Source organism: Kitasatospora aureofaciens (assembly GCF_019192735.1).
GTDB lineage: Bacteria > Actinomycetota > Actinomycetes > Streptomycetales > Streptomycetaceae > Kitasatospora > Kitasatospora aureofaciens_A.
The window spans coordinates 13,817-37,176 of the sequence record NZ_JAHTKP010000068.1; the positions used below are offsets into that span (position 1 = coordinate 13,817).

A 23,360-nucleotide genomic window follows, 5' to 3' on the forward strand; every position below is an offset into this window, starting at 1 on the left:
GCCCGTTATCCGGCCCCGGGCGGTGCCGCAGCAAGGAGGAACCACTGAGCATGGCAGGCACCGAATCGGAGCCCACAGGCGCACGCGACGCCTCCCTGCCGGCCCGCGCCAAGATCGCGGTCACGGCCGGCCGGGTCGCCGCCGCCGTGTCGCGCAAGGCCGGGCGCGGAAGCGGCTCGGTGATCGGCGGCAAGGTCGCCCTCAGGCTCGACCCCGATCTGCTCGCCACCCTCGCCGACCACCTCGACGTCGTGCTGGTCAGCGCCACCAACGGCAAGACCACCACGACCCGCCTGATCGCCGAGGCGCTGCGCGCCGCCGGCCCGGTGGTCTCCAACGCCCTGGGCGCCAACATGCCGGCCGGCATCACCTCCGCCCTGGCCGGCGGCTCGGACGCCCGGTTCGGCGTGATCGAGGTCGACGAGAAGTACCTGGCCGGCGTCGCGCGCGACACCCGTCCCAAGGCGATCGCCCTGCTCAACCTCTCCCGCGACCAGCTCGACCGCGCCGCCGAGACCCGGATGATGGCCGAGAAGTGGCGCGAGGGCCTGCAGAACACCGAGGCCGTCGTCATCGCCAACGCCGACGACCCGCTGGTGACCTGGGCCGCCTCCTCCTGCAAGAAGGTGGTCTGGGTGGCCGCCGGACAGGCCTGGAAGGAGGACGCCTGGTCCTGCCCCGCCTGCGGCGGTGTGATGCAGCGCCCCGGCGACGACTGGTTCTGCCAGGAGTGCGGCTTCCGGCGCCCCAACCCGCACTGGGCGCTCCAGGGCACCCACGTCATCGACCCGCAGCGCGGCGCCTGGCCGATCCAGCTCCAGCTGCCCGGCCGGGCCAACCTGGCCAACGCCACCAGCTCGGCCGCCGTCGCCGCCGTTTTCGGCGTCTCCCCGCAGGTCGCGCTGGAGCGGATGCGCTCGGTGACCGCCGTGGCCGGCCGCTACGACGTCGTCCAGTACCAGGGCCGCGACATAAGGCTGCTGCTGGCGAAGAACCCGGCCGGCTGGCTGGAGACCTTCTCGCTGATCGACGGCCCGCCGGCCCCGGTCATCCTCTCCGTCAACGCGCTCGACGCCGACGGCACCGACACCTCCTGGCTGTGGGACGTCGACTACGAGCGCCTCGCCGGGCACCCGGTCTTCGTGATGGGCCAGCGCAAGCTGGACCTGGCCGTCCGCCTGGAGGTCGCCGGACTGCAGTTCCACGTGGTGGACACGCTGGAGCAGGCCGTCCGGATGGCCCCGCCCGGCCGGATCGAGGCCATCGCCAACTACACCGCCTTCCAGCAGCTGCGGAAGGTCGTGGCCGGCTGATGCCGCGCCTGCAGCTCCCCATGACGCAACTGATCGTGACGGAAGGCCTTCGAGGATGAGTGAGAGCAGCCTGCGCGTGGTCTGGGTCTACCCGGACCTGCTCAGCACCTACGGCGACCGCGGCAACGCCCTGGTCGTGGAGCGCCGGGCCCGCCAGCGCCACCTCAACGTGACCCGGATCGACGTCCGCTCCGACCAGGCGGTCCCCACCAGCGGGGACATCTACCTGATCGGCGGCGGCGAGGACCGCCCGCAGCGCCTGGCCGCCGAGCGGCTGCGCAACGACAGCGGCCTGGTCCGGGCCGCCGAGAACGGCGCGATCATCTTCGGCGTCTGCGCGGGCTTCCAGATCATGGGCCGCGAGTTCATCAACGACCTCGGCGAGCGCGAGCCGGGCCTCGGCCTGCTCGACGTCTGGACCACCCGCGGCGAGGGCGACCGCTGCGTCGGCGACGTGCTCGCCGACGTCGACCCGCGGCTCGGCCTGCCGCAGCTGACCGGCTTCGAGAACCACCAGGGCGTCACCCACCTCGGCCAGGGCGTCTCGCCGCTGGCCACCGTGGTCGCCGGCCGGGGCAACGGCACCGGCGACGGCACCGAGGGCGCCTGGCGGGACACGGTCTTCGGCACCTACCTGCACGGCCCGGTGCTGGCCCGCAACCCCGCCGTCGCGGACATGCTGATCAAGTTGGCGCTGGACGTCAACGCCCTGCCGCCGGCCGACACCACCTGGTACGACGCGCTGCGCGCCGAGCGCATCGCCGCCACGACGCGCCCCGCGTAGTACGCCCCTCCGCTTCCCGCTCCCGGCCGGGTGCCCGCAATGCGGTCACCCGGCCCGCGGGCGGCCCGGGACGTACGACAATGGGGCTGCCGGCTGCACACCCTCCTCGGCAGCAGGCTGCACTTCCACGCGGGGGCGCCGACGGCGCCGCTCCCGCGTCGGCTCCTGCCCGGCCGGACCAGGGGCCGTATGCTCGACTTCACGGCGGTTTTCGGACGTTTCCGTCCGATTCGGCCGGTCCTTCACCCCACGGTCGTCTCCGCGCCATCCGGCGTGGCAGCACCCCGTTGCGGTGTCGGCTCGTCGTCCCAGCCTGTAGTCCGGCCGTTCCTCGGTTCTGCTCGGGAGTTGCAAAGCAAATGCGTATCGGAGTGCTGACCAGCGGCGGTGACTGCCCAGGCCTGAACGCGGTGATCCGCTCCGTGGTCCACCGGGGGGTGGTCGACCACGGCGACGAGATCATCGGGTTCGAGGACGGGTGGCGCGGCTTCCTGGAGGGCCACCACCGCCCCCTCACCCTGGACTCGGTGAGCGGCATCCTCGCCCAGGGCGGCACGATCCTCGGCTCGTCCCGGGTGCAGCCGAGCCACCTGCGCGACGGCGTCGAGCGCGCCAAGAAGTACTGCGCGGACCTCGGCCTCGACGCGGTCATCCCGATCGGCGGCGAGGGCACCCTGAAGGCCGCCAAGCTGATGAGCGACGCGGGCCTGCCGATCGTCGGCGTCCCGAAGACCATCGACAACGACATCGCCGCCACCGACGTGACCTTCGGCTTCGACACCGCCGTCTCCGTCGCCACCGAGGCGCTGGACCGGCTGAAGACCACCGCCGAGTCCCACCAGCGGGTCATGGTCGTCGAGGTCATGGGCCGGCACACCGGCTGGATCGCGCTCAACGCGGGCATGGCCGCCGGCGCGCACGCCATCGTCGTCCCCGAGCGGCCGTTCCACATCGAGAAGCTGACCGCCGTCGTCCGCGAGCGCTTCGACCGGCAGAAGAAGTTCGCCATCGTGGTCTGCGCCGAGGGCGCCAAGCCCGAGCCCGGCACCATGCACTGGGAGGAGGGCACCAAGGACATCTACGGCCACGAGCGGTTCACCGGCATCGCCACCCAGCTCTCCCGCGAGCTGGAGCACCGGCTCGGCAAGGAGGCCCGCCCGGTGATCCTCGGCCACACCCAGCGCGGCGGCACCCCCACCGCGTACGACCGGGTGCTGGCCACCCGCTTCGGCTGGCACGCCGTCGAGGCCGTCCACAAGGGCGCGTTCGGGCACATCACGGCGCTGCAGGGCACCAACATCAACCTGGTGCCACTGGCCGAGGCGGTCGCCGAGCTGAAGACCGTCCCGCTGGAGCGCTACCTGGAGGCGGAGACGGTCCTCTGACCCTCCCGCTTCCGAGAGCCCCCGGCCGCGGCCGGGGGCTCTCGTGCGTCCGGCGGGCGTCCCGTCCACCACCCGGTTAGCGTGGCCGGGTCGAGCTTTGCGGAATTCTTCGGAAGGAGCGTCGGTGGAGATCCTCGCGTACGGGGTGCAGGCCGACGAGCGGCCGCTGCTGGAACGGGCCTTCGCCGGCCGACACGGGCTGCGCTGCCTGGACGTCTTCCTCAACCGCGACACCGCCCCGCTCGCCGCCCGCTACGCGGCCGTCAGCAGCAGCGTCAACGCCGTCCTCGACGCCGAGACGCTCGCCGTGCTGGCGGACGGCGGCACGAAGCTGATCGCGCAACGCTCCACCGGCTTCAACAACATCGACCTCGACGCGGCCGCACTGGCGCGGATGAAGGACGACGCGATCCTGGTGAACTCCAGCCGCGGCGGCCTCGTCGACAGCGCCGCCCTGGTCGAGACCCTGCGCGCGGGCCGCCTGTCCGGCGTCGGCCTGGACGTGTACGAGGAGGAGACCGGCGTCTTCTTCACCGACCGCTCGATCCACGGCATCACCGACGACGTCCTCGCCCGCCTGGTCACCTTCCCCCAGGTACTCGTCACCTCCCACCAGGCCTACTTCACGCACACCGCCGTCGGCCAGATCATCGACGCCACCGCGCGCAACATCGACGACTTCGCCGCCGGGCGCCGCAACGAGAACACCCTGGTGCCGACGCATACTTGACCCACGACCCCCGGCTGCCACGACCATTCGGCGCGCGGCAGAGCACCGAACTCGGTGACTACCCATCGCTGGCACAGCCGCCCCACCCGCCGACCCCAAACCCCGCGCGCATCCGCACGAGCTCAATACAAGAGGGCAGTTGATCCTGCGACCCGACGGTCCTGCCTGGCCTTGTGAAGGGGGCCGCGCATGTGCTCAGTACGGCCTGCGGCGAGATCCGACTGGTACGTTGACCCCCATGACGGTGGCATTGATCGATTCAGGACTTGGCCTTCTCCCTACAGCCGGCTGGCTTCGGCACCTTGCCCCGGAACTCGATCTGCTCCTGCTTCTGGATCCCGAGGGCGCCCCCTGGGGACCGAAATCCGCCTCCTTCGTCACGGACCGTCTGCTCACCGCCGCAGATTTGGCCACGGAGCGCGGCGCGGAGGCCATCGTGGTGCCCTGCAATACCGCCACTGTCACCGCGATCGACGCCCTGCGCGAGAGGTTCGAGCCTCGCATACCCGTGATCGGAACCGTCCCCGCCGTGAAGCCAGCCGCGGCAACCAGTCAAAACCTCGCCGTATGGGCGACCGTTCGGACCACCGCAAGTGACTACCAGGATCGTCTGATCGCGGACTTCGCGAACGGCATGCCAGTCGCACGGGTCGCGTGTCCCGGCCTGGCCGAAGCGATCGACCACGGTGACGTGGCCGCCGCAGCGGAGGCGATCGCCGATGCAGCCGAGCGAACCCCCCGGAATTGCGACGCCGTGGTGCTGGGATGTACGCACTACCCCTTGGTGGCTCCGGAGATTCTGCAGAGCCTGCCCACCGGAACCATCCTGTACGACAGCGCGGAAGCAGTCGCCCGCCAAGCACTGCGACGATTGAACCGCACGAGGGAAACGCGCAGCGTCCTGGGCTCCATCGACGTGGTACTCAGCGGTCGCCCCGGCCGCCTCCCGGCAGGCGCGCACGCCTATCCGGTGGGCCGTGCCCTGGCCGCCGCAGCGCGAGTACCTCGCGAAGCTCTCATCTCCGCCACCGCCCGAGCCTCGGTGACTGCTCCGGTTGTCTGAGCGAACCCCCGTCCCTGCCCTGTCCACAACACGCCTATCTGCGCGAGCTCTACGTCATCGCGGTCACCCAGAAGCAGACCTGGTAGCCCGCCCGGCGTCGATGCCGGCCCTGCGGTCCGCTTCTCGCGACCGCAGGGTCGAGTTCGTGGTGCTGTCGTGCCGTCAGCGGCCCACCCGCAGCCGATGGCCGCTCGGATGCGGGTGGCGTCGGCGATCAGCTGATCCGCTGGGCGGTCGGGATGCGTCGGTCGCGCCCGTCAGCTGCCCGCCTTGGCCGACGGGCTCTGGCGCGCCTGCGGGTAGTGGCGCGCCATGAACTCGGCGGTGATCTCCATCTGCCGCAGCATGCCCTCGGTCTGCTCCGCCGTCGCCCTGGTGCTGTGGCCGGCCAGCGCGCTGCTGCCCGTCTTGAGGTACACCGGCGAGGCCACCCGCACGAACTCCGGGGCCTCGTAGGTGCGGACGAACCCGCCGGACGTCTTGGTGTTGTCCACGTGAACGTCCAACGGGATCAGGACCGACTCCCGCAGCGCCGCGATCATCGGCAGCGTCAGGTCGCGTACCGGGTTGAGGCTGTCGGCGCCGAGTCGCTCGAGCACCTGGGCGGCGGCCCCGTTGCCCAGGCCGCAGTGTGCGGAGATCTTCAGGTGGGTGTCCGAGGGGATCTTCCCGGCCGCGCGCAGCCGGCCGAGCACCGACAGCAGGCCCTCGTCGTGCAGGACGAACCCCTGCACCCCGACCTCGACCGCCCGGCGGACGTCCTCGATCGCGCGGACCAACTGCTCCTGCCCGCGCAGCCGGTAGCCGATCCGCACCCCTTCCTGGGTCTGCACCGTGGCGCCGATGTCGTAGATCGCCCGCGGCCCCACCGACATGAGGATCTGGGCACCGTACTCCCGTCCGAGCGCGACGTAGTCGCGGATCTCGCTCAGGGTGTGCCGGCTCAGGCCGAAGGTCTCCGTCACCCGGTTGATCGTGAACCCGCGCCGGACGCTCTCGGACAGCAGCGTCTCCACCGCCTGCACGGTGTTGACCGTGGGCGCCTCGAACCTCCAGTGGCAGCCGTCGGAAAAGGTCCGGCCGGAGACCATGGTGTTGGTGTCCGGATCACAGCCCGGAACGCCCAACTCGCGCAACCACTCCCGCGTCTGCCCGAAGAACATCTCCACCACTGATTCGCCCCTCACACCCGGTCGGCGACGTCTCGCCGTCCGAACGGCTCGCTCCCGACTGGATCGACGCCCCGCAGGAAGCCCCGTAGCCTCCCCTCGCTCACCCGCCCGCCGCCACAACGGCGGCGGGCGGCCCAGCGACAGTCCGGCGACAGCGAGTGCGGTAATGCTGCGTCGCATCATTGCTGTCCTCATGGCTCCGAACGGCAGGGCGGGTCCCTGCCGCGCCCGATACAACGCCCGTGCGAGCACCGAGGACTCCGGAGATCACCCGAACGGGCACCCCTGCCGCCTGAGCTCGGCCAGACCGTAAACGGACGTCGGGCGAGCGAGCGGGTGTGCGGTAAGTCGCTGCTGCCGATCCGCCGTTCACACGGGGCACACCCCGGGGGCCGGTGTGTCGGCGCGGGTGGCGAGGCTCTGGTTGTAGCGGCGCAGGAGGAGGACTGCGGTGGTGGCGAGGCCGGTGAGGAGGCCGAGCCAGAGGCCGCGGGTTTCGCCGCCGAGTGGGTAGGCGAAGACCCAGGCAGCGGGGAGGCCGACGAGCCAGTAGCCGATGAGGGTGATGCGGAAGCCGCTCTTGGTGTCGTCGAGGCCGCGGAGCAGGCCGACGCCGATGTTCTGCGCGCAGTCGAAGAACTGCAGGACGGCGACGACGGCCAGCAGGCCGGTGGCGATGCTGAGGCCCTGCTGATCGTCCGGGGAGGACGGGTCGAAGTAGGGGCTCAGCACCAGGTGCGGGAGGGCCAGGTACAGCGTGCCGACGACGGCCATCACGGCTGCGCCGCAGGCGAGGGCGGTGCTGCGGATGCGGCGTGCGGCGGCGTACTCGCCGAGGGCGAGTTCGCGGCTGACGTTGATGGAGGCCGCGTGCGAGAGGCCGACGGCGACCTGGAAGACGATGTAGATCAGCTGGTTGACGGCGGTGTGTGCGGCCAGCGCCGCCGCGCCGAAACTGCCGGCGAGGAGGGCGGTGACGGAGAAGAACCCGGCCTCGGAGCCGTAGGTGGCGGCGATCGGTGTGCCGAGGCCGAGCAGGCGCCGGACGGTCGGCGCGTCGGCCTTCCAGGCGTTCAGGCTGAGCAGCGGGGCGAGTTGGGGGTCCCGGCGGGCGGAGCCGTAGAGGGCGAGGAAGGAGAGCAGGTGGACGCAGCTGGTGGCGACGCCGATGCCGGTGAGGCCGAGTTCCGGGAAGCCCCAGCTGCCGTGGATGAAGGCCCAGTTGAGGGCGGCGTTGACGGCGACGGACACCAGGGTGATCTGCAGGAGGGCCTGCGGGCGGCGCATGCCGACGGTGAACTGGCGGATCGCCTGGAACCAGAGGCAGGGCAGCAGGCCGGGGGCGAGGGCCGCGAGCATGCCCTGGGTGCGGTGGGCGACGGCAGCGGCCTGGCCGAGGAGGGTGGCGGCCTGGCCGATGAGGATCATCAGGACGGCGCCGGCGATTCCGGCGAGGGTGGCGACGGCCAGGGCGGCGCGGACGAGGCCGCGGACCTCGTCGTCGGCCTGCTCCGCGCCGGAGTTGGCCGCCTCGGCCCGGGCGGCGGCGGCCGCGACCTGGTTGCCGACGGAGGTGACGAGGCCGACGCCCATGGTCCGCAGCTGGTTGAAGATGACCAGGGCGAGGCCGCCGGCCGCGAGGGACTCTGTGCCGAGGACGCCCATCATGATGGTGTCGGTGGTGGTGAGGGCGACCTGGGCGAGTTGGGTGAGGGCGAGCGGGACGGCGAGCGCGGCGAGGGCGCGGCTGTCGCGGGCCAGGGTGGTCAGTTGCTGCATGGTGGGTTTCACGTCTCTGGATGTCAGGGTCCGGATGTCAGGGCCTGGATGTCAGGGTCCGGATGTCAGGGCCTGCGGAGCTTGGTGAGGGTCTCGTCGATCTCGGCCTCGACGGCGGCGTCGATCAGCGAACGGGCGTTCATCCAGTCGTCGTTGAAGACGGTGTCCATGTACTTCTCGCCTCCGTCGTTGATGAACGCGACCATAACGGCGTCGGGCGGGAGCCGGTTGAGGCGGGTCAGGGCCTCGTGGACGACGCCGCCGGCGGAGCCGCCGATGAGCAGGCCGGTGCGGCGGGCGACGACACGGGCGGTGGCGAAGGCCTCGATGTCGCCGACCTTCACGCCCTCGTCGATGAGGTCGTAGTCGACGAGGAGACCGATGGTGGCGCCTTCGGGGGTACCGGTGCCGGACTGGTAGTAGTCGTGGGCGGGTGGGCCGAAGGCGATGGAGCCCTTGGGTTCGACGCCGACGACGGTCAGGTCGGGGACGGCTTTCTTCAGCTCCTGGCCGGTGCCGCACAGGCCGCCGCCGGTGCCGACGGCGCCGATCAGCACGTCCACCCGGTTGTCGAGGGCCTGGGCGATCTCGCGGCCGACGGCGTGGTAACCGACGGCGTTGCTGGGGTTGTTGTGCTGTTCGGTGAAGAAGGTGTTGTCCTTGCCGCGGGCCATGTCCTCGGCGAGTTCCTCGCGCGCGGCGGTGTGGAGCTCCTCGCCGCCGTCCTCGTCGACGTAGACGAGTTCGGTGCCCATCGCCTTCATGCCGCGCAGTTTGTCGGCGGCGGCGTGGTGGTCGACGACGGCGGTGAAGCGGTAGCCGCGTTCGGCGGCGACGACGGCGAGGCCGAGGCCGGTGTTGCCGGAGGTGGACTCGATGATGTGCCCGCCCTCGTGCAGGTCGCCGCGTTCCTCGGCGTCGAGGACCATCTGGCGGGCCATCCGGATCTTGGCGCTGCCGGTGGGGTTGTACATCTCCAGCTTGAGGAGCAGCCGGGCGCCGTTGTCGGCGCGGGCGAGTTCGAACAGCGGGGTGTAGCCGATGAGGTCGGATATCCGGCTGACCACCGGGGGGCGGTGGAGGGCGTCGGTCATGGCGTGAGGCTCCGTGGGGGGGTGGGCGGTCAGCGGTCGAGGCGCCAGCGGGGGCGGTCGCCGTCGTGGTCGATGACGACCTTGGACGGCAGCGGCAGTTCGTGGAACTGGGACTCGTTGGAATCCATCTGGTAGCCGGCGGTGTTGGGGTAGACGAGCAGGTCGCCCGGGCGGGGGCGGGTGGGGAAGGCGATCTTGCGCCAGGTCAGGAGGTCGGAGTCCAGGCAGCTGGCGCCGCCGACGCAGGCCGGGTACGGCCCTGAGGCGTCACGGCCGGGCTCGGTCAGCAGGACCGGTTCGGGCAGGTACTCGCTGGCGAACCACTGCTCGGACAGGCTGAGGCTGGTCCCGTCGACGGTGACGATGCCGTACCCGGGACGGTCCTTGACGCCCTGGATGCGGAAGACGGAAGATCCGGCGCGGTCGAGCAGGGCGCGCCCGGGTTCGAGGAGCAGCATCACCCCGGCCTGCCGCAGGCGTTCGGCGAGGCTCGCGCCGGTGCCGCCGGGGCTGGCGGCGAGGATCGCGCGCAACGCGTCCGCGCCGGCGACCGGGAAATGGTACGGGTAGAAGTCGCTTGCGGCGAAGGCCTTTTGGGCGTGGTAGTGCCCCGGCCCCTGCTCGGCGAGGAAGGCGTGCCAGTCATCGGCGCGGACGTAGTCGACGGGGAAGCCGCCGCCGATGCTGACCCGGTCCGCCTGCGGGCCCAACACCCGGGCCTTGAGACAGAGTTCGACGAGTTCCCCGGCGAGGTCGGCGCGCGGCTGGACCTCGTAGCCGGACAGGTGGAAGCTGAAGCCCTCCATCCGGACGGTGTCCCCGGCTGCGGCGCAGCGGTCCAGCGCCTCGTGCAGCTGCCCGTCGTCGAGTCCGAACCGGCTGCGCGGCTGGGTCGGCGGGTAGCGGCGCAGCAGCACCCGGACGGGGCGCTCGCTCCCGAGGGCGAGCAGGCGGTCCAGCTCGTCGAGGGCGTCGACGGCGATCAGCGCGCCCTGCCGGGCGGCGACGCGCAGCAGTTGGTCGGTCTTGGCGGGGCCGGTGACGACGAGGTCCTCGCCGCGCACGCCGTGGCCGAGGGCGTCGCGCAGCTCGCCGAGGGAGGCGACGTCGGCTCCTGCCCCGGCCGCGGCGCAGCGGTCCATGAACACCGCGGCCTTGTTGGCCTTCTTGGCGTAGTACACGCGGCCTTCGACGTCCGCCTCGGTGAGCGCGGTGCGGAAGGCGGCCAGGTTGGCGTCGAAACGTTCCGGCAGCAGGTAGTGGAACGGGCCGCCGAGGCCGTGGGCGAGTTCGGGCAGCAGGCCGCTCGCGTGGAGGCGGTCGGCGAGCGGGTCGGGGTGGGCGGGCAGGGTCAGCGCCACAGGGCCACCTCGGTGCCGAGGTTCTGGGCGGCGGCGAGCTGGGCGAAGCGGTGGCCGAGGGCGATGTCGGTGACGACCAGTCCGCTGTTGTAGGCGAAGATGCGCTGGTCGGGGGCGGTGCGGGCCTTGGAGACGCCGGAGATGATTACGGGCAGTTCCAGGTCGACGTCGGGGAGGTTGCCGTCCGCGTCGGCCATATCGGTGCCGGTGACGCGCATCTGGGCCGCGCTGGTGGCGATCACGCGGTCCGCGCGGTGCAGGGTGGAGGGGGCGAGGCCGTGGCCGACGAGGATCGACACGGCGCCGGGCTTGAGCCAGTCGGCCTCGACGGCGGCGGTGGTGTGGGCGCCGGCGGTGGCGACGATGACGTCGGCGTCGCGGGAGGCCTTCTTGAGGTCCTCGACGAGTTCGACCTCGCGGTCTGGGAAGTGCCGGGCGAGTTCGGCACGCACTGCGGCGATTCCCTCGGGGTGGGTGCCGGACAGCAGCAGCCGGTCCAGTTCGGGCAGGGTGGTGAGCAGGAACGGCAGGGCGAGCCGGCCCTGCGTACCGGTGCCGATCACCAGGGCGGTGCGCGCGTCCGGAGCGGCGCACTCGCGGGCGAGGAGGGCGGAGACGGCCGGGGTGCGCAGGGAGCCGATGCGGGAGCAGTCCATCATCGCCACGGGCAGGCCGGTGACGTCGTCGTAGATGGTCAGCGTCGTGTAGTAGTGCTGGTTCTCGCGGCTCTCGTGCAGGCCGTGCTTGTAGGAGGTCTTGATCGCGACGACGTTGCGCACGCCGTCGCGGCCGAGCATCGCGTAGGAGACGGAGTGGCCGTCCGCGGGCTTGACGGTGAGCTTGCGCGGGTTGTCGGACTGCCCGGCGGCCAGGGTGCGGTAGGCCTGTTCGACGGTGCCGACGACGTCGGCGAGGGTGATGTCCAGGCCGGCGAGGTCGCTGGTGGAGAGTACGCGCAGGGTGGTGTCGTCCCGGTCCACGTGGTGGGCCTTTCGAAGTAGTGAAGTGGGGGGAGGAATCAGGCGGCCCAGGCGGTGAGGGCGGCCTGGCCGTAGCCGTGTTCGTCGCGCTCGGCGGCCGGCCGGGTGGGGCGGTCCTCGACGCGGACGGAGGCGCGCTTGAGCCAGCGGTCGGTGCCGTCGTAGCGGGCCTGGAACGGCACCCGGCCGTGGACGACGATGTCGTTGTCGACGACCAGGACGTCCCCCGGTTCCAGGCTCACCGCCACGGAGACGCGGGCCAGTTCCTCCCCCAGGTGCTCGTACGCCTCGCGCCACGCCTCGTCGGCGTCGCCCAGCGGCGTGTAGGCGGGGTCGTAGCGCATGGTCAGGCCCTCGGGCGAGTCGAAGAGCGTGGGCACCGGCGCCGGCCGGCCGCCGAACTTCTGGGCCTCCTCGTACGCGTCGTCGGGCAGGATCGGCGCGACGGGCTGCATGAGCCGGTCGACGTCCGCCTCGGACAGGTCGGTCAGCCGCACGCTGGCCGCGGTGGTGGCGATCCGGTCGTGGTTGCGCATGCAGCAGAGCAGCAGGAGGTGCGCGCGGCCGGGGTGGAAGGCGTCCTCGGTGTGCGGGGTGAGCAGGATGGAGCTGGAGGCGCCGGTCTGCTCGCTCTCATGGCCGGGCGAGGGCACGATGTTGTGCACGAACCGGCCGTCCTGCTGGCCGTCCCAGGCGATCGGGGTGCCCATCAGCGCGGAGACGAGCAGCAGCACGACGTCCCACAGCGCACCGGCGTCGCCAGCCTTCGACCAGTGGCCCGGGGTCGGGCCGAGTCGGGCGTCGTCGACGTTCAGGCCGCGCAGGACGAACAGGCCGTCGGCGGTGTCGACCGGGCGCAGCTGACGGCGCAGCGGTTCGCCGAGCTGGGCGCACATGACGGGCAGGTCGGCGAGCAGCGCGGGGCTGGTGGCGGAGCCGTGGAAGGCAAGCAGCTTGGCGGCGGTGTCGGTCAGTTCGGCGACCTGGTCCGCGTCGAGGGTCCGGACCGGGGCGGGAGCGGTGGGCACGGGGGTGTCCTTCCGGCGTGCGGGGGGGCGGCATGGTGGTGCGGCGGCGCGGGCTGAGCGTCAGGGCGCATCGCGGCGCGGCACGGGTACAGCACGGACTGGGTACGCGGCGGCTCCCGGTGCGGGGCACTCGGGGCGGCCGGCGGTGACGGAAACGTAACAACGACCCGTTGGTAAGGCAAGCCTAACCTTCTGTAGGGTAGCCAAACCTAAGCATTGCTTCGCCCCTGAATCGAGGACGTACGACGTGAGCGTCACCAGACGACAGCTGCTGTGGGCCACCGCCGGAATCGGCGCCGCAGGGGCGCTCGCCGCCTGTAGCAGCGGCAAGTCCGACTCCGGGACCACCGCGATCTCCGGCAGCGCGGGCGAACAGCCCCGCACCGGCGGCACGTTGAAGGTCGGCGCGCTCGGCCGGGCCTCCGCGATCACCCGCGACCCGCACGGCACCCAGGCCAACGAGAGCGACTACCTGATCATCAGCCTGCTCTACGACACGCTGACCGTCCCGGGCGAGACGACGAACACCGCCCCCCGGCTGGCCGCCTCGTGGAAGCCCTCGGAGGACCTCAGGACCTGGCGGTTCACGATCGCCGACGGCGCCAAGTTCCATGACGGCACCCCGGTCACCGCCGACGACGTCGTCTGGTCCCTCAAGCGCCTGCGCAACACCCCCTCCGGCAAGAGCCGTCTGCCCGGCATCCAGCCCGAGGGCATCTCGGCCGAGGACGCGAGGACCGTCGTCCTGGTCTCCGACTACCCCAACGCCGAACTGCCGCTGCTCACCCGGCTCACCACCTTCGTCCTCAAGAAGGACACCAAGGACGACGCCCTCGCCGGCGCCCCCGGCACCGGCCCCTTCAAGCTCGACTGGTACCGCGACGGCAACGCCCGCCTCGTGCGCAACGACGACTGGTACGGGGGCAGGCCGCCCCTGGACGCCATCGAGGTGCGCATCTTCGAGAGCCCCCAGGCGATGGCCAACGCCCTGCTCGCCGGGCAGATCGACCTCGCCTCCAACGTCGGCGCCGTCGCCGCCCGCACCGCCGAGGCCCGCAAGGACGTCCAGATCCTGCGCCGCCCCAACGACATGGCGATGCCCATCGTCATGCGCACCGCCGACGGCCCGTTCGCCGACGCCCGGGTCCGCGAGGCCCTGCGCCTGGCCGTCGACCGCGACGCCATGGTCAAGCAGGTGCTCTCCGGCTACGGCACCGTCGCCAACGACATCCTCGGCACCGGCGACCCCGTCTACGCCAAGGACATCCCGCAGCGGGGGCGTGACCTCGAAAGGGCCAAGCAGCTGCTCGCCGAGGCCGGCTTCGACACCGGCAGGACCTACGACCTGCTCACCACCGAGGACATCGCCGGCCTCGCCGAGTCCGCGACGCTCTTCGCCACCCAGGTCCGCGAGGCCGGTGTGAAGATCAACGTGGTCAAGCAGGACTCCAAGGTGTTCTGGGACGCCACCTGGCTCAAGGGCTCGCTCTACACCAGCTACTGGGGCACCAACGACTCGGTGGTCTTCTTCGCCTCGAAGACCATGCTCTCCGACGCCGGCCAGAACGAGGCCGGCTGGAACGAGCCCACCTTCGACGAGGCCTACCGCAAGGCCATGGGCACCGCCGACGCCACCGAGCGCGGCAAGCTGCTGCACCGGCTCCAGGAGATCGAGTACGCCAAGTCCGGCTACCTGCTGTGGGGCATGGCCGACGGCATCGACCTCGCCGCCTCCGCCGTGCGCGGCCTGCCCAAGCTCCCCGGCTACGGGCGAGTCCAGCTCGAAAAGACATGGCTGGCCCGTTGACCGACACCGCCACCGCTGGGGGCGCCACCGCGCCCCCGGCGCTCCCCCCTGCCGTCAGGGCCCTGGGACGGGCCGCGCGCCTGACCGCCAAACGCCTGCTCCTGCTGCTCGTCCTGCTCGCCGCCGTGTTCGCGGCCGTCTCCCTGCTGCCCGGGGACGCGGCCAACGCCACCTCCGAACGCGGCGAGTCCGCGGCCGACCTGGCCGCGCGCCGCGCCGCCCTCGGGCTCGACCGGCCGCTCCCGGAACGCTTCTGGGACTGGATGACCGGCCTGCCCGCCGGCGACCTCGGCACCACCGCCCACGGACAGCCCGTCACCTCCGTGCTCTCCGGCCCCTTCCCCAACACCCTGCTGCTCGGCGGCCTCGCCCTCGCCGCGAGCATCCTCGGCGCCCTCGCCCTCGGCAGCTGGTCCGCCCTGCGCCCCGGCGGCCGGGCCGACCGGACCATCGCCGTGCTCGCCACCACCGCGTTCGCACTGCCCGAATTCGTGCTCTCCGTCGGCCTGTTGCTCGTCCTCTCGCTCTGGACCGGCTGGCTGCCGGCGGTCACCCTCACCGGCCCCGACGGCGCACCCGCCTCCTGGGACATGATCGTGCTGCCCGCCCTCGCCCTCGCCATCCCGCAGATCGGCTGGAACACCCGGATCGTCCGCGGTGCCCTCGCCGACCAGGCCGCGCTGCCGCACGTACGGGCCGCCGTCCTCGACGGACTGCCCCGCCACCGCATCCTCACCCACCACATGCTGCCGGGCGCCCTGCCCGCCATCGCCGTCGCCACCGCCACCTCGGCCGGCATGCTGCTCGGCGGCGCCGTCGTCGTCGAGACGCTGTTCAACTACCCCGGCATCGGCGCCGTCCTCGCCGGCGCCATCGCCGACCGGGACACCCCGCTGGTGGCCGGCGTCGTCGCCGCCACCGGAGCCGCCATCAGCACGCTGCTCCTGCTGGCCGACCTCGTCCGCGACCGCGTCCTGGGGGCCGCCCGATGACCACCGCGCCCCGCCCGCGCCGCGCTCTCCTGTACGTCGTTCCGGCGCTCCTGCTCGTCCTGGTCGCGCTCACCGGGCCGCTGTTCGCCCCGCACCCCATCGACGCGCCGGTCACCGCACCGTACGAAGTCCCGTCCGGCGATGCCGCGTTGGGCGGCGACCAGCTCGGGCGCGATGTCCTCAGCCGTCTGCTGCACGGCGGCGCCCCGCTGATCGCCACCGCGCTCGCCGTCGCCGTCCTGGTCACCGGCATCGCGACTCTGCTCGGCATCCTCTGCGCCCTGCGCCCCCGCCTCGGCCGCTGGGTCGAACAGACGGCCGACGTCGCCATCCTGCTGCCCGCCGTCCTCGGCATCATGCTCATCGCCCTCGCCTGGCCCGCCGGCGGGCGCCTGCCCGTCGCCGCCGCGGCCACCGTCCTCGGCATCCCCTACGCCGTACGGGTCGTCGCCGCGGCCGCCGCACCCATCGCCGCCACCGGCTACATCGAGGCCGCCACCGCCGGCGGCGAACGCCTCTGGTACCTGATGGCCCGCGAGGTACTGCCCAACCTGCGCGCCACCCTCCTCGCCCTGTTCGGCCTGCGCTTCGTCGAAGGCGTCTACGTCGTCTCCGTCGCCGCCTTCCTCCAGCTCGGCCCCCAACCACCCGAAGCCGACTGGGCGTTGATGATCCGCGAGAACGCCGCCGGAATCATGCTCAACCCCTGGGCCGTCGCGGCGCCCTGCCTCGCCATCGGGCTGCTCGCCGTCAGCGTCAACCTCGCGGCCGAAGCCATCACCCCCGACCGGCCCACCACGGAGACCAGGCTGTGACTCCTGCTGTGACCCCCATCGCCGAAGCAACCGACCTCTCCATCGCCCTCGCCGACGGCACCCCCCTGCTCACCCGGGCCGGCCTCACCCTCACCCCCGGCCGCATCCACGCCGTCACCGGGCCCTCCGGCACCGGCAAGACCACCCTGCTGCGCGCCCTCGTCGGCGACCTCCCTCCGGACGCCCGCGTCACCTCCGGCAGCATCACCGTGCAGGGCCACGACCTCCTCGCCCTGCCGCCCGCCCGCCTGCGCGAGCTGCGCCGCCACCACCTCGCCTACCTCGGCCAGGACCCCGGATCCGCCCTCAACCCCCGCATGCGCGTCGACCGCCTCATTCTGGAGACCGCACCCGACCGCCACCGCGACACCCTGGAACAGCTCCTCACCCAGGTCCGCCTGCCCACCGGTACCGGGCTCGAACACCGCCGCCCCGCCGGCCTCTCGGGCGGCCAGCAGCGCCGCGTCGCCCTCGCACGCGCCCTCGCACGCCGGCCCGCCGTGCTCCTCCTCGACGAACCCACCGCCGGACTCGACACCGACCTGCGCGACGACATCGCCGACCTGCTGCGCCAACTCGCCGACCAGCACGGCCTGGCGATCGCCCTCGCCAGCCACGACCCGGAGTTCGTCCGGCGGTGCGCCGACGACGTCCTCACCCTCGACCACCCCTCGGCCGTCGCTGTACCCCCCGCGCGTACCGTCCCCCGGCGTGCTCCGGCCACCGCCCCGACGACCACCGCCCCGACGACCACCGCCGCGACAACCACCGGACTGAGCGCGCGCGGAATCTCGGCACGCGTCGGCACCGGGGCCGAGGCACGCACCCTCCTGCAGGACATCGACCTCGACCTGGCCCCCGGCACCTGCACCGCCATCACCGGCCCCTCCGGCTGCGGAAAGACCACCCTGACCCGCGTCCTGGCCGGCCTGCACCCCGCCGACAGCGGCACCCTCAGCCTGGACGGAACGCGGCTGCCCGGCGCCAACCACGCCCGCACCCGCGACCAGCGCCGCCAGATCCAGCTCGTCCCCCAGAACCCGCTCGGCGCCCTCAACCCCGCCCACACCGTCGGCTCCACGCTCGCCCGCCCCCTGCGCCTGCACCTCGGCCTGCCCGCCGCCCAGTGCGCCGGCCGCGTCACCCAGCTCCTGGAATCGGTCAACCTGCCCCCCGACTTCGCCACCCGCTACCCCCACCAGCTCTCCGGCGGCCAGCGCCAGCGCGTCTCCATAGCCCGCGCCCTCGCCGCCGAACCCCGCGTGCTGCTGTGCGACGAAGTCACGTCCGCCCTCGACCCCGACACCGCCGTCGCGATCATGCAACTCCTCCACGACCTGCGCGAACGCCACCACCTCGCCCTCGCTTTCATCAGCCATGACCTCCCCTTGGCCACCGCGCACGCGGACACCGTCCTCGAACTCGGCACCACCGCCACGGCCCCCGGCCGGGCTGCCCGCCTGACGTGCTGAGATATGGCCGGGCGCCACAGGGGGGAACCTCACCTTCTGGGCCTGCCCCAGCCACCCAACCCAGCCGCCCCAAGGAATTCTTCCCGGCCGAGGCCAAGACCACCACCCGCGCGTCCCTCTTCTGATCGCGGTGACGCAGGCTTGAGCACAACAGGCCCCGTGTTCCACCGCCCACTCGGGCGATGGAACACGGGGCCTGGCGCGGCGGGCGGGCCGTCAGACGAGGACGACCGGTTCGCCGGTCAACTCGACACCGGCTCGGCCCAGTTCGGCGAGGGCGTGAGCGACGACGACGATCAGTGCACGGCCCACGGCCCAGCCCTTTCTCACGGGAAACCTCACGTCCCCCACCCATGCCCCGCTCTACGGCAGAAGGCGCCTCCCCGGCACGTCATTCACTCGGCCGAGTGCACGCCACCATCGCGTTGACACGACGGGGCCGGCAGTCAAGTCCGTTCCGGGTGATGGGGCGTGACCTTGGCGTCGGTGACCGGGCCCGTCGAGCGCTGGAGGGAGTGCAGGATCGCGAGGCCCTGGCTGACGATGCCCGCCGCCATCTGGTTGACGCCGTCGCTGCCGTTGAGGACGGTCAGGTCGGCTCCCGACATGCCCCGGGCCGCCGCATCCGCGAGCGCCGGGAGGTTCTCCACGATCCGGTTGGCCGCGATGAGCTCCTGGTTGCCGCCGCGCAGGGAATCGGCCCGGGCGGTGTTGGCGTCCGCCTGCGCCTGGGCGAGCGTCCGCTCGCTGTAGGCGTTGCCGTCCGCCTCGAACTTCATCCGGTCACGGCCGGCTTCGGCCAGCGTCCGCTGCCGGTACGCCTCCGCGTCCGCCGGGCGCCGTACCTCCGCTTCCAGCTGTTGCGCGGCCAGCGCGGCCCGGCGCTCGGCGAGCGCGGTCTGCTCCTCGATCACGTCCTGGGAGGCCTTGGCCTCGGCGAGCGGACCGGCCTGGGCGGCGCGGGCCCTGGACTGCTCCGTCTCGGCGAGGAAGCCGGCCTTCTTGATCGCGGTGTCACGCTCGTACTCGGCCTTCAGTGCGGCCGCCTGCTGCTCCCGCTCGGTGGCCTCCTGGTCCGCCTTGGCCTGGGCGATCCGGGCCTGGCTGGCGACCGCCGCCGCGTGCGGCGCGGCCAGGTTGTTGATGTAGCCGGTCGAGTCCTCGATCTCCTGGATCTGCAGCGCGTCAACCACGATGCCGAGCTTCTCCATCTCGCCGTGGCTGCCAGCCATCACCTCCTGGGCGACCCTGCTGCGCTCCCGGATGATCTGCTCGACGGTGAGCCCGCCGATGATCGACCGCAGGTGGCCGGCGAAGATCCGGCCGACGAGCTCCTCCATCTGGTCCTGTTCCGACAGGAAGCGGCGGGCGGCGTTGGCGATCGACACGGCGTCGTCGCCGACCTTGAACACGCAGACCGCGCGCACGGTGAGCCGGATCCCCTGCTGGGTCACGCAGTCCTCGGCGATCTCCGCCTCGCGAAGGGCCAGGGAGAGCATGCGGACCTTCTGCTTGACCGGCAGGACGAGGCTGCCGTGGCCGGTCACGATGCGGAACTGGGTGTCCTGCTCCTGGTGGGAACCGGAGATGAGCATCGCCTCGTTGGGCGCGGGAACGTGCCAGAAGAACATGACCGACCACCTGACCTGCTGGGATTCGACATCGCGGTGAGGACGGCCGAAGGCGGTCGCGGTCAGGACGGCAGCAGCTCGACGATCACCGAACGGGCCGAGATCGCGTCCACCACGACCACCCGGACGTCCCGGCCGACCGGTACCGAGCACCAGGCCGCGAACACCTCAGAGCCGCCCCGAAGGGCGACCAGGACCTCACCCGGACCGCCCAGTGGAATGGGCACCGTCACCTTTCCGACGGCTCCGACCGGGCTCTGCGAGGAGTCATCGTGTGCGGGCATGCGCTCTCGGGCCACCGGCGCCTCCGGTCATCAGGTCCGCCGCACGGGAACCGTGAACGGTCACAGGCCACCACCATTTCCACGGTACTCCGGCGCCGCGGGTCCGCCAGGAGAGGTCGTCCGGGGGCGCCGCCCCGCTTGTATCGTCTGTCTTCCACGGCCATGTGGCATGCGGTATGAAGGGACGAGCATGACTACTCCTGGTTCCACCACCGGTGACCTGCTGTCGCAGCGCGACCGCGCCTTGCGGGACTACGAGGCGCTGACGGGCCTCGGGCTCTCCCTCGATCTCACCCGGGGCAAGCCGTCGCCCGCGCAACTCGACCTCTCCCAGGACCTGTTGGACCTGCCCGGCGCCCGCCACACCGCGGCCGACGGCACCGACTGCCGCAACTACGGCGGCCTCCAGGGCCTCCCCGAACTCCGCGAGATCTTCGCCGAGCTGCTCCGCGTCCCGGTCGGGCAGCTGCTGGCCGCGGGGAACTCCAGCCTGGAGCTGATGCACGACTGCCTGGTGCACGCGCTCCTCGGCGTGCTCCCCGGGGCCGCCGCCCGCTGGGCCGACGAGGAGCGCATCGCCTTCCTGTCCCCGGTCCCGGGATACGACCGGCACTTCGCCCTGTGCGAACGGTTCGGCATCGAGATGATCCCCGTCCCGATGACGGACGAGGGCCCCGACATGGACGTCGTCGAGCGCCTGGTCGCCGGGGACGCCGCGATCAAGGGCATCTGGTGCGTTCCCACGTACAGCAACCCGGACGGGACGTGCTACAGCGACCGGGTCGTGGAGCGGCTGGCCGCCATGGCGACCGCGGCACCGGACTTCCGGATCTTCTGGGACAACGCGTACGCGGTCCATCACCTGACCGACGAGGCCGTGGAGACCCCCGACGTGCTGGCCGCCTGCGCGACGCACGGTCACCCGGACCGTCCCTTCGTCTTCGGTTCCACCTCGAAGATCACCTTCGCCGGTGCCGGTGTCGCCTTCTTCGGCTCCTCCCGGGCCAACGTGGACTGGCTGCTCGCCAACAGCGGCAAGCGGTCGATCGGCCCGGACAAGATCAACCAGCTCCGCCACGTCCTGTTCCTGCGGGACGCGGAGGGCGTCCGCGCGCACATGCGGCGCCACCGCGCCCTGCTCCAGCCGAAGTTCGAGGCGGTCCACCGCATCCTCGACAAGGAGCTCGGGGGCACCGGACTGGCCCGCTGGACCGAGCCCAAGGGCGGGTACTTCGTCTGTCTCGACGTCCTGGACGGCGGCGCGGCCGAGGTCGTCCGGCTCGCGAAGCAGGCCGGCATCGCGCTGACTCCCGCCGGGGCCACCCACCCCTACGGGGACGACCCGCGGGACGCGACGATCCGGATCGCGCCCAGCTACCCCTCCACCGAGGAGCTCGAACAGGCGGTCGCCGGGCTCGCCATCTGCGTCCGGCTGGTCGGCTACGAGCGGCTCCTGGCGCGGTAGCCACGGCGGACACCGCCGCTCCTGCCGACAAAGCAAACCGCCCCGGCCAGATGGCCGGGGCGGTTCATTCGCTCGGTCAGACTGCGCCGAACTCCCCGTCACGGACGGCGGAGACGAAGGCCGACCATGCACCTACCGGGAAGACCAGGGAGGGGCCCTCGGGATCCTTCGAGTCTCGGACGGGAACAGCGTCGGAGGCGACCAGGTTTCCCGCTACCTCAATGCAGTTGCCGCCATTGCTGCTGTATGAAGACGTGAACCACACGGGTTCGCTGGCGGTCACGGTAGTTCCTCTCTTAGCCGGCTGATCAGGGCCACGGACTCAGCTTGCGAGAGCACGAGGGCCTGTAGCTGATAGTAGGCCGTGAGCATCGGCAGCACTGCGCCGCTGTCCCGTTCCAGGTGCCCCTGCTGTGCCGATTCCGCGTAGGACATCAGGGACCGGTCAGGAAGGGTGAGGATGTTCACCGGAAGATCAAACGACCGCTCTTCACCTATGGCGTACGGAGCCACCTGGAGCACCGTGTTGGGCATCCTGGCGAACTCCACAAGCTGATCCAGCTGAGCTGCCATGACCGCCGGTCCACCGACCGGCCGACGGATGCAGCTCTCGTCCAGGACGGCGTGGACCGACGGCGGGGGCTCCCGGCGCAGGTTTGCCTGCCGGCGTGCAAGGTAAGCCACCCGCTCATCAGCCTGAGCCGGCGCGATACTGCCTCGGCGCACCGCCCCCGCTGCGATGGCCTGTGCGTAGTCCATGGTCTGGAGGAGACCCGGAACGATTCCGAGATCGAACAGCCTCAGCTCGACGGCCCGGGACTCGTGAGCGACGTACTCCGGGAACCCTTCGAGGAGCACCGAGGACTTGAGATCGCGAGTCTTCCGGATGAAGACACCGTCCACTTCAAACGCCTTGTCAAGTACACGGGCAAAGCGGGTGGTTGGGGGACGTCGACCAGTTTCCACAGCTGACACATGCGTCGCGGAGTAGCCAGTGGCACGTGCCAGATCCTCCTGAGTCCACCCCCGCGCCTCTCGTGAACTGCGGAGAAACGCACCGAACTTCGCTGCGGGACCGGCATCGGGGTCCAGCTCAACCTTGTTCAAGGACCTTGATCCCCACTCTTCGAGCACATTCGACAGGTTGAAGAACTCCAAAGCCTAGCGGACAGTTGGCGCCGAGGGTAGTCAAAGCACTACGGAGAGGAGCGGACGTTGAAGCTGCAACGGACCCCGTCGGCCCTGAACGCCTCCCGGCTCTGCGAGGCCGACATAGCCGCCTCGCGCAGCGGAGTTGAGGGAGTCCCCAAGGGCATCAAGCGCTTCCAGGTGGTGATCTACCTGGCCAAGGTCGGTCCCGGCTTCCCCGAGTTGGAGATGCGGAGCTGCGAGGACTACGCGCTCACCTTCGGGTGGGAAGTGGCCCTGACCGTCGTGGACGACGAGGTGGAGAAGCCCCCGGAGCAACGCCCCCTGCTCCTGGCCGCGTTGCAGACGATCAAGGACAGGGGCGCCGGCGCGATCCTGATCCCGTCCAGAGCAGCCGTCTCCCCCATCGACGGCGAGTTCGACGAGTTCGCCGGGCAGGTCGAGAGGGCCGGCGGGTTCATCCAGGCGGCCCGCCGATGAGCCACCGATACGGGATCGTTCCCGCCGACGCCCCTCAGTGGACGTTAAGTCCCTTTTCTCCCGGTTCGTGATCGCTCGTTCGTGTGAACGCCAGCCGTACTGGCGTGCCAGTCGGGGTTCGGGTGATGTTCTGCGGCGCATGGAAAGACGGGCGTATCCGAGCGACTTATCGGATGAGCAGTGGGCGTTGATCGAGCCGATGATCACGGCCTGGAAGCAGGACCGGGTGGCGCGATCGGCTACCGGGGATCCGGGGTCCTGTGATCTGCGGGAGATCGTGAATGCGATCTTCTACCAGAATCGGACGGGCTGTCAGTGGCGCTACCTGCCCCATGACCTGCCGTCCTGGTCGGCGGTGTTCTACTACTTCGGCCTGTGGCGCCAGGACGGGCTCGACCAGCGGATCCAGGAACTCCTGCGCTGCCAGGTACGGGAGAGAGCCCGCCGATTAGAGGACCCGTCCCTCGTGATCATCGACACCCAGTCCGTCCGCGCGGCCGCCGGTGTCCCGAAGACCACGACGGGGCTGGACGCGAACAAGAAGGTGTCGGGGCGCAAGCGGGGACTGGCCGTGGA

The 23,360-nt window shown here is 71.5% G+C and carries 22 protein-coding genes; 12 read left to right on the plus strand and 10 right to left on the minus strand.

Going from position 1 to position 23,360, the window contains the following annotated elements; translation table 11 throughout:
• The first annotated feature begins 50 nt into the window (after positions 1-50).
• From KV557_RS35590 to KV557_RS35610, 5 genes are all read left to right on the plus strand, one after another.
• The gene (locus KV557_RS35590; protein WP_218205734.1) at positions 51-1,313 is read left to right on the plus strand and encodes a MurT ligase domain-containing protein; all 1,263 of its coding nucleotides are present in this window, start codon (positions 51-53) and stop codon (positions 1,311-1,313) included.
• Positions 1,314-1,368: 55 nt separating this feature from the next.
• Complete coding sequence (locus KV557_RS35595) at positions 1,369-2,097, plus strand: type 1 glutamine amidotransferase (RefSeq protein WP_218205735.1); 729 nt, start codon at positions 1,369-1,371, stop codon at positions 2,095-2,097.
• 359 nt (positions 2,098-2,456) lie between these two features.
• A complete protein-coding gene (locus tag KV557_RS35600) occupies positions 2,457-3,482 on the plus strand; it encodes a 6-phosphofructokinase (protein WP_218205736.1) in 1,026 nt (341 codons plus the stop codon).
• Positions 3,483-3,606: 124 nt separating this feature from the next.
• Entirely contained in the window at positions 3,607-4,212 is a 606-nt protein-coding gene (locus KV557_RS35605) for an NAD(P)-dependent oxidoreductase (protein ID WP_218205737.1), read from the plus strand.
• A gap of 238 nt (positions 4,213-4,450) precedes the next feature.
• Complete coding sequence (locus KV557_RS35610) at positions 4,451-5,275, plus strand: glutamate racemase (RefSeq protein WP_218205738.1); 825 nt, start codon at positions 4,451-4,453, stop codon at positions 5,273-5,275.
• Positions 5,276-5,532: 257 nt separating this feature from the next.
• On the opposite strand, the gene KV557_RS35615 is transcribed toward KV557_RS35610, so the two are convergent.
• From KV557_RS35615 to KV557_RS35640, 6 genes are all read right to left on the minus strand, one after another.
• Complete coding sequence (locus tag KV557_RS35615) at positions 5,533-6,438, minus strand: U32 family peptidase (RefSeq protein ID WP_256178439.1); 906 nt, start codon at positions 6,436-6,438, stop codon at positions 5,533-5,535.
• A gap of 378 nt (positions 6,439-6,816) precedes the next feature.
• A complete protein-coding gene (locus tag KV557_RS35620; protein WP_218205752.1) occupies positions 6,817-8,226 on the minus strand; it encodes an MATE family efflux transporter in 1,410 nt (469 codons plus the stop codon).
• A gap of 65 nt (positions 8,227-8,291) precedes the next feature.
• Positions 8,292-9,320 (minus strand): cysteine synthase family protein, encoded by a 1,029-nt coding sequence (locus KV557_RS35625; protein WP_218205739.1) that lies wholly within the window; start codon positions 9,318-9,320, stop codon positions 8,292-8,294.
• Between the two features lie 29 nt (positions 9,321-9,349).
• The gene (locus tag KV557_RS35630; RefSeq protein ID WP_218205740.1) at positions 9,350-10,681 is read right to left on the minus strand and encodes a Y4yA family PLP-dependent enzyme; all 1,332 of its coding nucleotides are present in this window, start codon (positions 10,679-10,681) and stop codon (positions 9,350-9,352) included.
• Entirely contained in the window at positions 10,672-11,661 is a 990-nt protein-coding gene (locus KV557_RS35635) for an ornithine cyclodeaminase family protein (protein ID WP_308130234.1), read from the minus strand. Before KV557_RS35635 ends, KV557_RS35630 begins: the two co-directional genes overlap by 10 nt.
• A gap of 38 nt (positions 11,662-11,699) precedes the next feature.
• Positions 11,700-12,689, minus strand: a complete 990-nt coding sequence (locus KV557_RS35640; protein WP_218205741.1) for a TauD/TfdA family dioxygenase — start codon at positions 12,687-12,689, stop codon at positions 11,700-11,702.
• Positions 12,690-12,936: 247 nt separating this feature from the next.
• Here KV557_RS35640 and KV557_RS35645 point away from each other — a divergent pair, with 247 nt between their 5' ends.
• The 4 genes from KV557_RS35645 to KV557_RS35660 are packed head-to-tail and all read left to right on the plus strand — an operon-like array spanning position 12,937 to position 17,775.
• Positions 12,937-14,496, plus strand: a complete 1,560-nt coding sequence (locus tag KV557_RS35645) for an ABC transporter substrate-binding protein (protein ID WP_218205742.1) — start codon at positions 12,937-12,939, stop codon at positions 14,494-14,496.
• Positions 14,481-15,488 carry an ABC transporter permease gene (locus KV557_RS35650; RefSeq protein WP_218205743.1) on the plus strand — a complete coding sequence of 336 codons (1,008 nt, stop codon included), beginning with the start codon at positions 14,481-14,483 and terminating at the stop codon, positions 15,486-15,488. Before KV557_RS35645 ends, KV557_RS35650 begins: the two co-directional genes overlap by 16 nt.
• Positions 15,485-16,303, plus strand: coding sequence for an ABC transporter permease (locus KV557_RS35655; RefSeq protein ID WP_218205744.1), 819 nt, complete (start codon positions 15,485-15,487; stop codon positions 16,301-16,303). Before KV557_RS35650 ends, KV557_RS35655 begins: the two co-directional genes overlap by 4 nt.
• A complete protein-coding gene (locus KV557_RS35660) occupies positions 16,300-17,775 on the plus strand; it encodes an ABC transporter ATP-binding protein (protein WP_308130235.1) in 1,476 nt (491 codons plus the stop codon). Before KV557_RS35655 ends, KV557_RS35660 begins: the two co-directional genes overlap by 4 nt.
• Positions 17,776-18,221: 446 nt before the next feature.
• On the opposite strand, the gene KV557_RS35665 is transcribed toward KV557_RS35660, so the two are convergent.
• A complete protein-coding gene (locus KV557_RS35665; RefSeq protein ID WP_218205745.1) occupies positions 18,222-19,406 on the minus strand; it encodes an SPFH domain-containing protein in 1,185 nt (394 codons plus the stop codon).
• A gap of 62 nt (positions 19,407-19,468) precedes the next feature.
• A complete protein-coding gene (locus KV557_RS35670; protein ID WP_218205746.1) occupies positions 19,469-19,633 on the minus strand; it encodes a hypothetical protein in 165 nt (54 codons plus the stop codon).
• Between the two features lie 247 nt (positions 19,634-19,880).
• On the opposite strand from KV557_RS35670, the gene KV557_RS35675 reads away from it, so the two are divergent.
• Entirely contained in the window at positions 19,881-21,155 is a 1,275-nt protein-coding gene (locus KV557_RS35675; RefSeq protein ID WP_218205747.1) for an aminotransferase class I/II-fold pyridoxal phosphate-dependent enzyme, read from the plus strand.
• A 76-nt stretch (positions 21,156-21,231) separates the two neighbouring features.
• Here the strand turns inward: KV557_RS35675 and KV557_RS35680 are convergent, their stop codons facing one another.
• Together KV557_RS35680 and KV557_RS35685 are read right to left on the minus strand one after the other, a co-directional pair.
• On the minus strand, positions 21,232-21,438 hold the full coding sequence (locus tag KV557_RS35680) for a DUF397 domain-containing protein (RefSeq protein WP_218205748.1): 207 nt from the start codon (positions 21,436-21,438) through the stop codon (positions 21,232-21,234).
• The gene (locus tag KV557_RS35685) at positions 21,435-22,262 is read right to left on the minus strand and encodes a helix-turn-helix domain-containing protein (RefSeq protein WP_218205755.1); all 828 of its coding nucleotides are present in this window, start codon (positions 22,260-22,262) and stop codon (positions 21,435-21,437) included. Before KV557_RS35685 ends, KV557_RS35680 begins: the two co-directional genes overlap by 4 nt.
• Positions 22,263-22,370: 108 nt before the next feature.
• Between KV557_RS35685 and KV557_RS35690 the strand changes: the two genes are divergently transcribed.
• Both KV557_RS35690 and KV557_RS35695 read left to right on the plus strand, forming a co-directional pair.
• A complete protein-coding gene (locus KV557_RS35690) occupies positions 22,371-22,784 on the plus strand; it encodes a hypothetical protein (protein ID WP_218205749.1) in 414 nt (137 codons plus the stop codon).
• Positions 22,785-22,923: 139 nt separating this feature from the next.
• Positions 22,924-23,360 (plus strand): transposase (locus KV557_RS35695; protein WP_218205750.1); only part of this gene is annotated, 437 nt, incomplete at its 3' end.

Excerpts from the sequence above, each read along its gene's own strand:
- KV557_RS35610 (WP_218205738.1), top strand. The coding sequence starts at position 4,451 with ATGACGGTGGCATTGATCGATTCAGGACTTGGCCTTCTCCCTACAGCC.
- KV557_RS35615 (WP_256178439.1), bottom strand. The coding sequence starts at position 6,438 with ATGTTCTTCGGGCAGACGCGGGAGTGGTTGCGCGAGTTGGGCGTTCCG.
- KV557_RS35600 (WP_218205736.1), top strand. The coding sequence starts at position 2,457 with ATGCGTATCGGAGTGCTGACCAGCGGCGGTGACTGCCCAGGCCTGAAC.
- KV557_RS35675 (WP_218205747.1), top strand. The coding sequence starts at position 19,881 with ATGACTACTCCTGGTTCCACCACCGGTGACCTGCTGTCGCAGCGCGAC.
- KV557_RS35655 (WP_218205744.1), top strand. The coding sequence starts at position 15,485 with ATGACCACCGCGCCCCGCCCGCGCCGCGCTCTCCTGTACGTCGTTCCG.
- KV557_RS35620 (WP_218205752.1), bottom strand. The coding sequence starts at position 8,226 with ATGCAGCAACTGACCACCCTGGCCCGCGACAGCCGCGCCCTCGCCGCG.
- KV557_RS35665 (WP_218205745.1), bottom strand. The coding sequence starts at position 19,406 with ATGTTCTTCTGGCACGTTCCCGCGCCCAACGAGGCGATGCTCATCTCC.
- KV557_RS35595 (WP_218205735.1), top strand. The coding sequence starts at position 1,369 with ATGAGTGAGAGCAGCCTGCGCGTGGTCTGGGTCTACCCGGACCTGCTC.
- KV557_RS35625 (WP_218205739.1), bottom strand. The coding sequence starts at position 9,320 with ATGACCGACGCCCTCCACCGCCCCCCGGTGGTCAGCCGGATATCCGAC.
- KV557_RS35590 (WP_218205734.1), top strand. The coding sequence starts at position 51 with ATGGCAGGCACCGAATCGGAGCCCACAGGCGCACGCGACGCCTCCCTG.
- KV557_RS35650 (WP_218205743.1), top strand. The coding sequence starts at position 14,481 with ATGGCTGGCCCGTTGACCGACACCGCCACCGCTGGGGGCGCCACCGCG.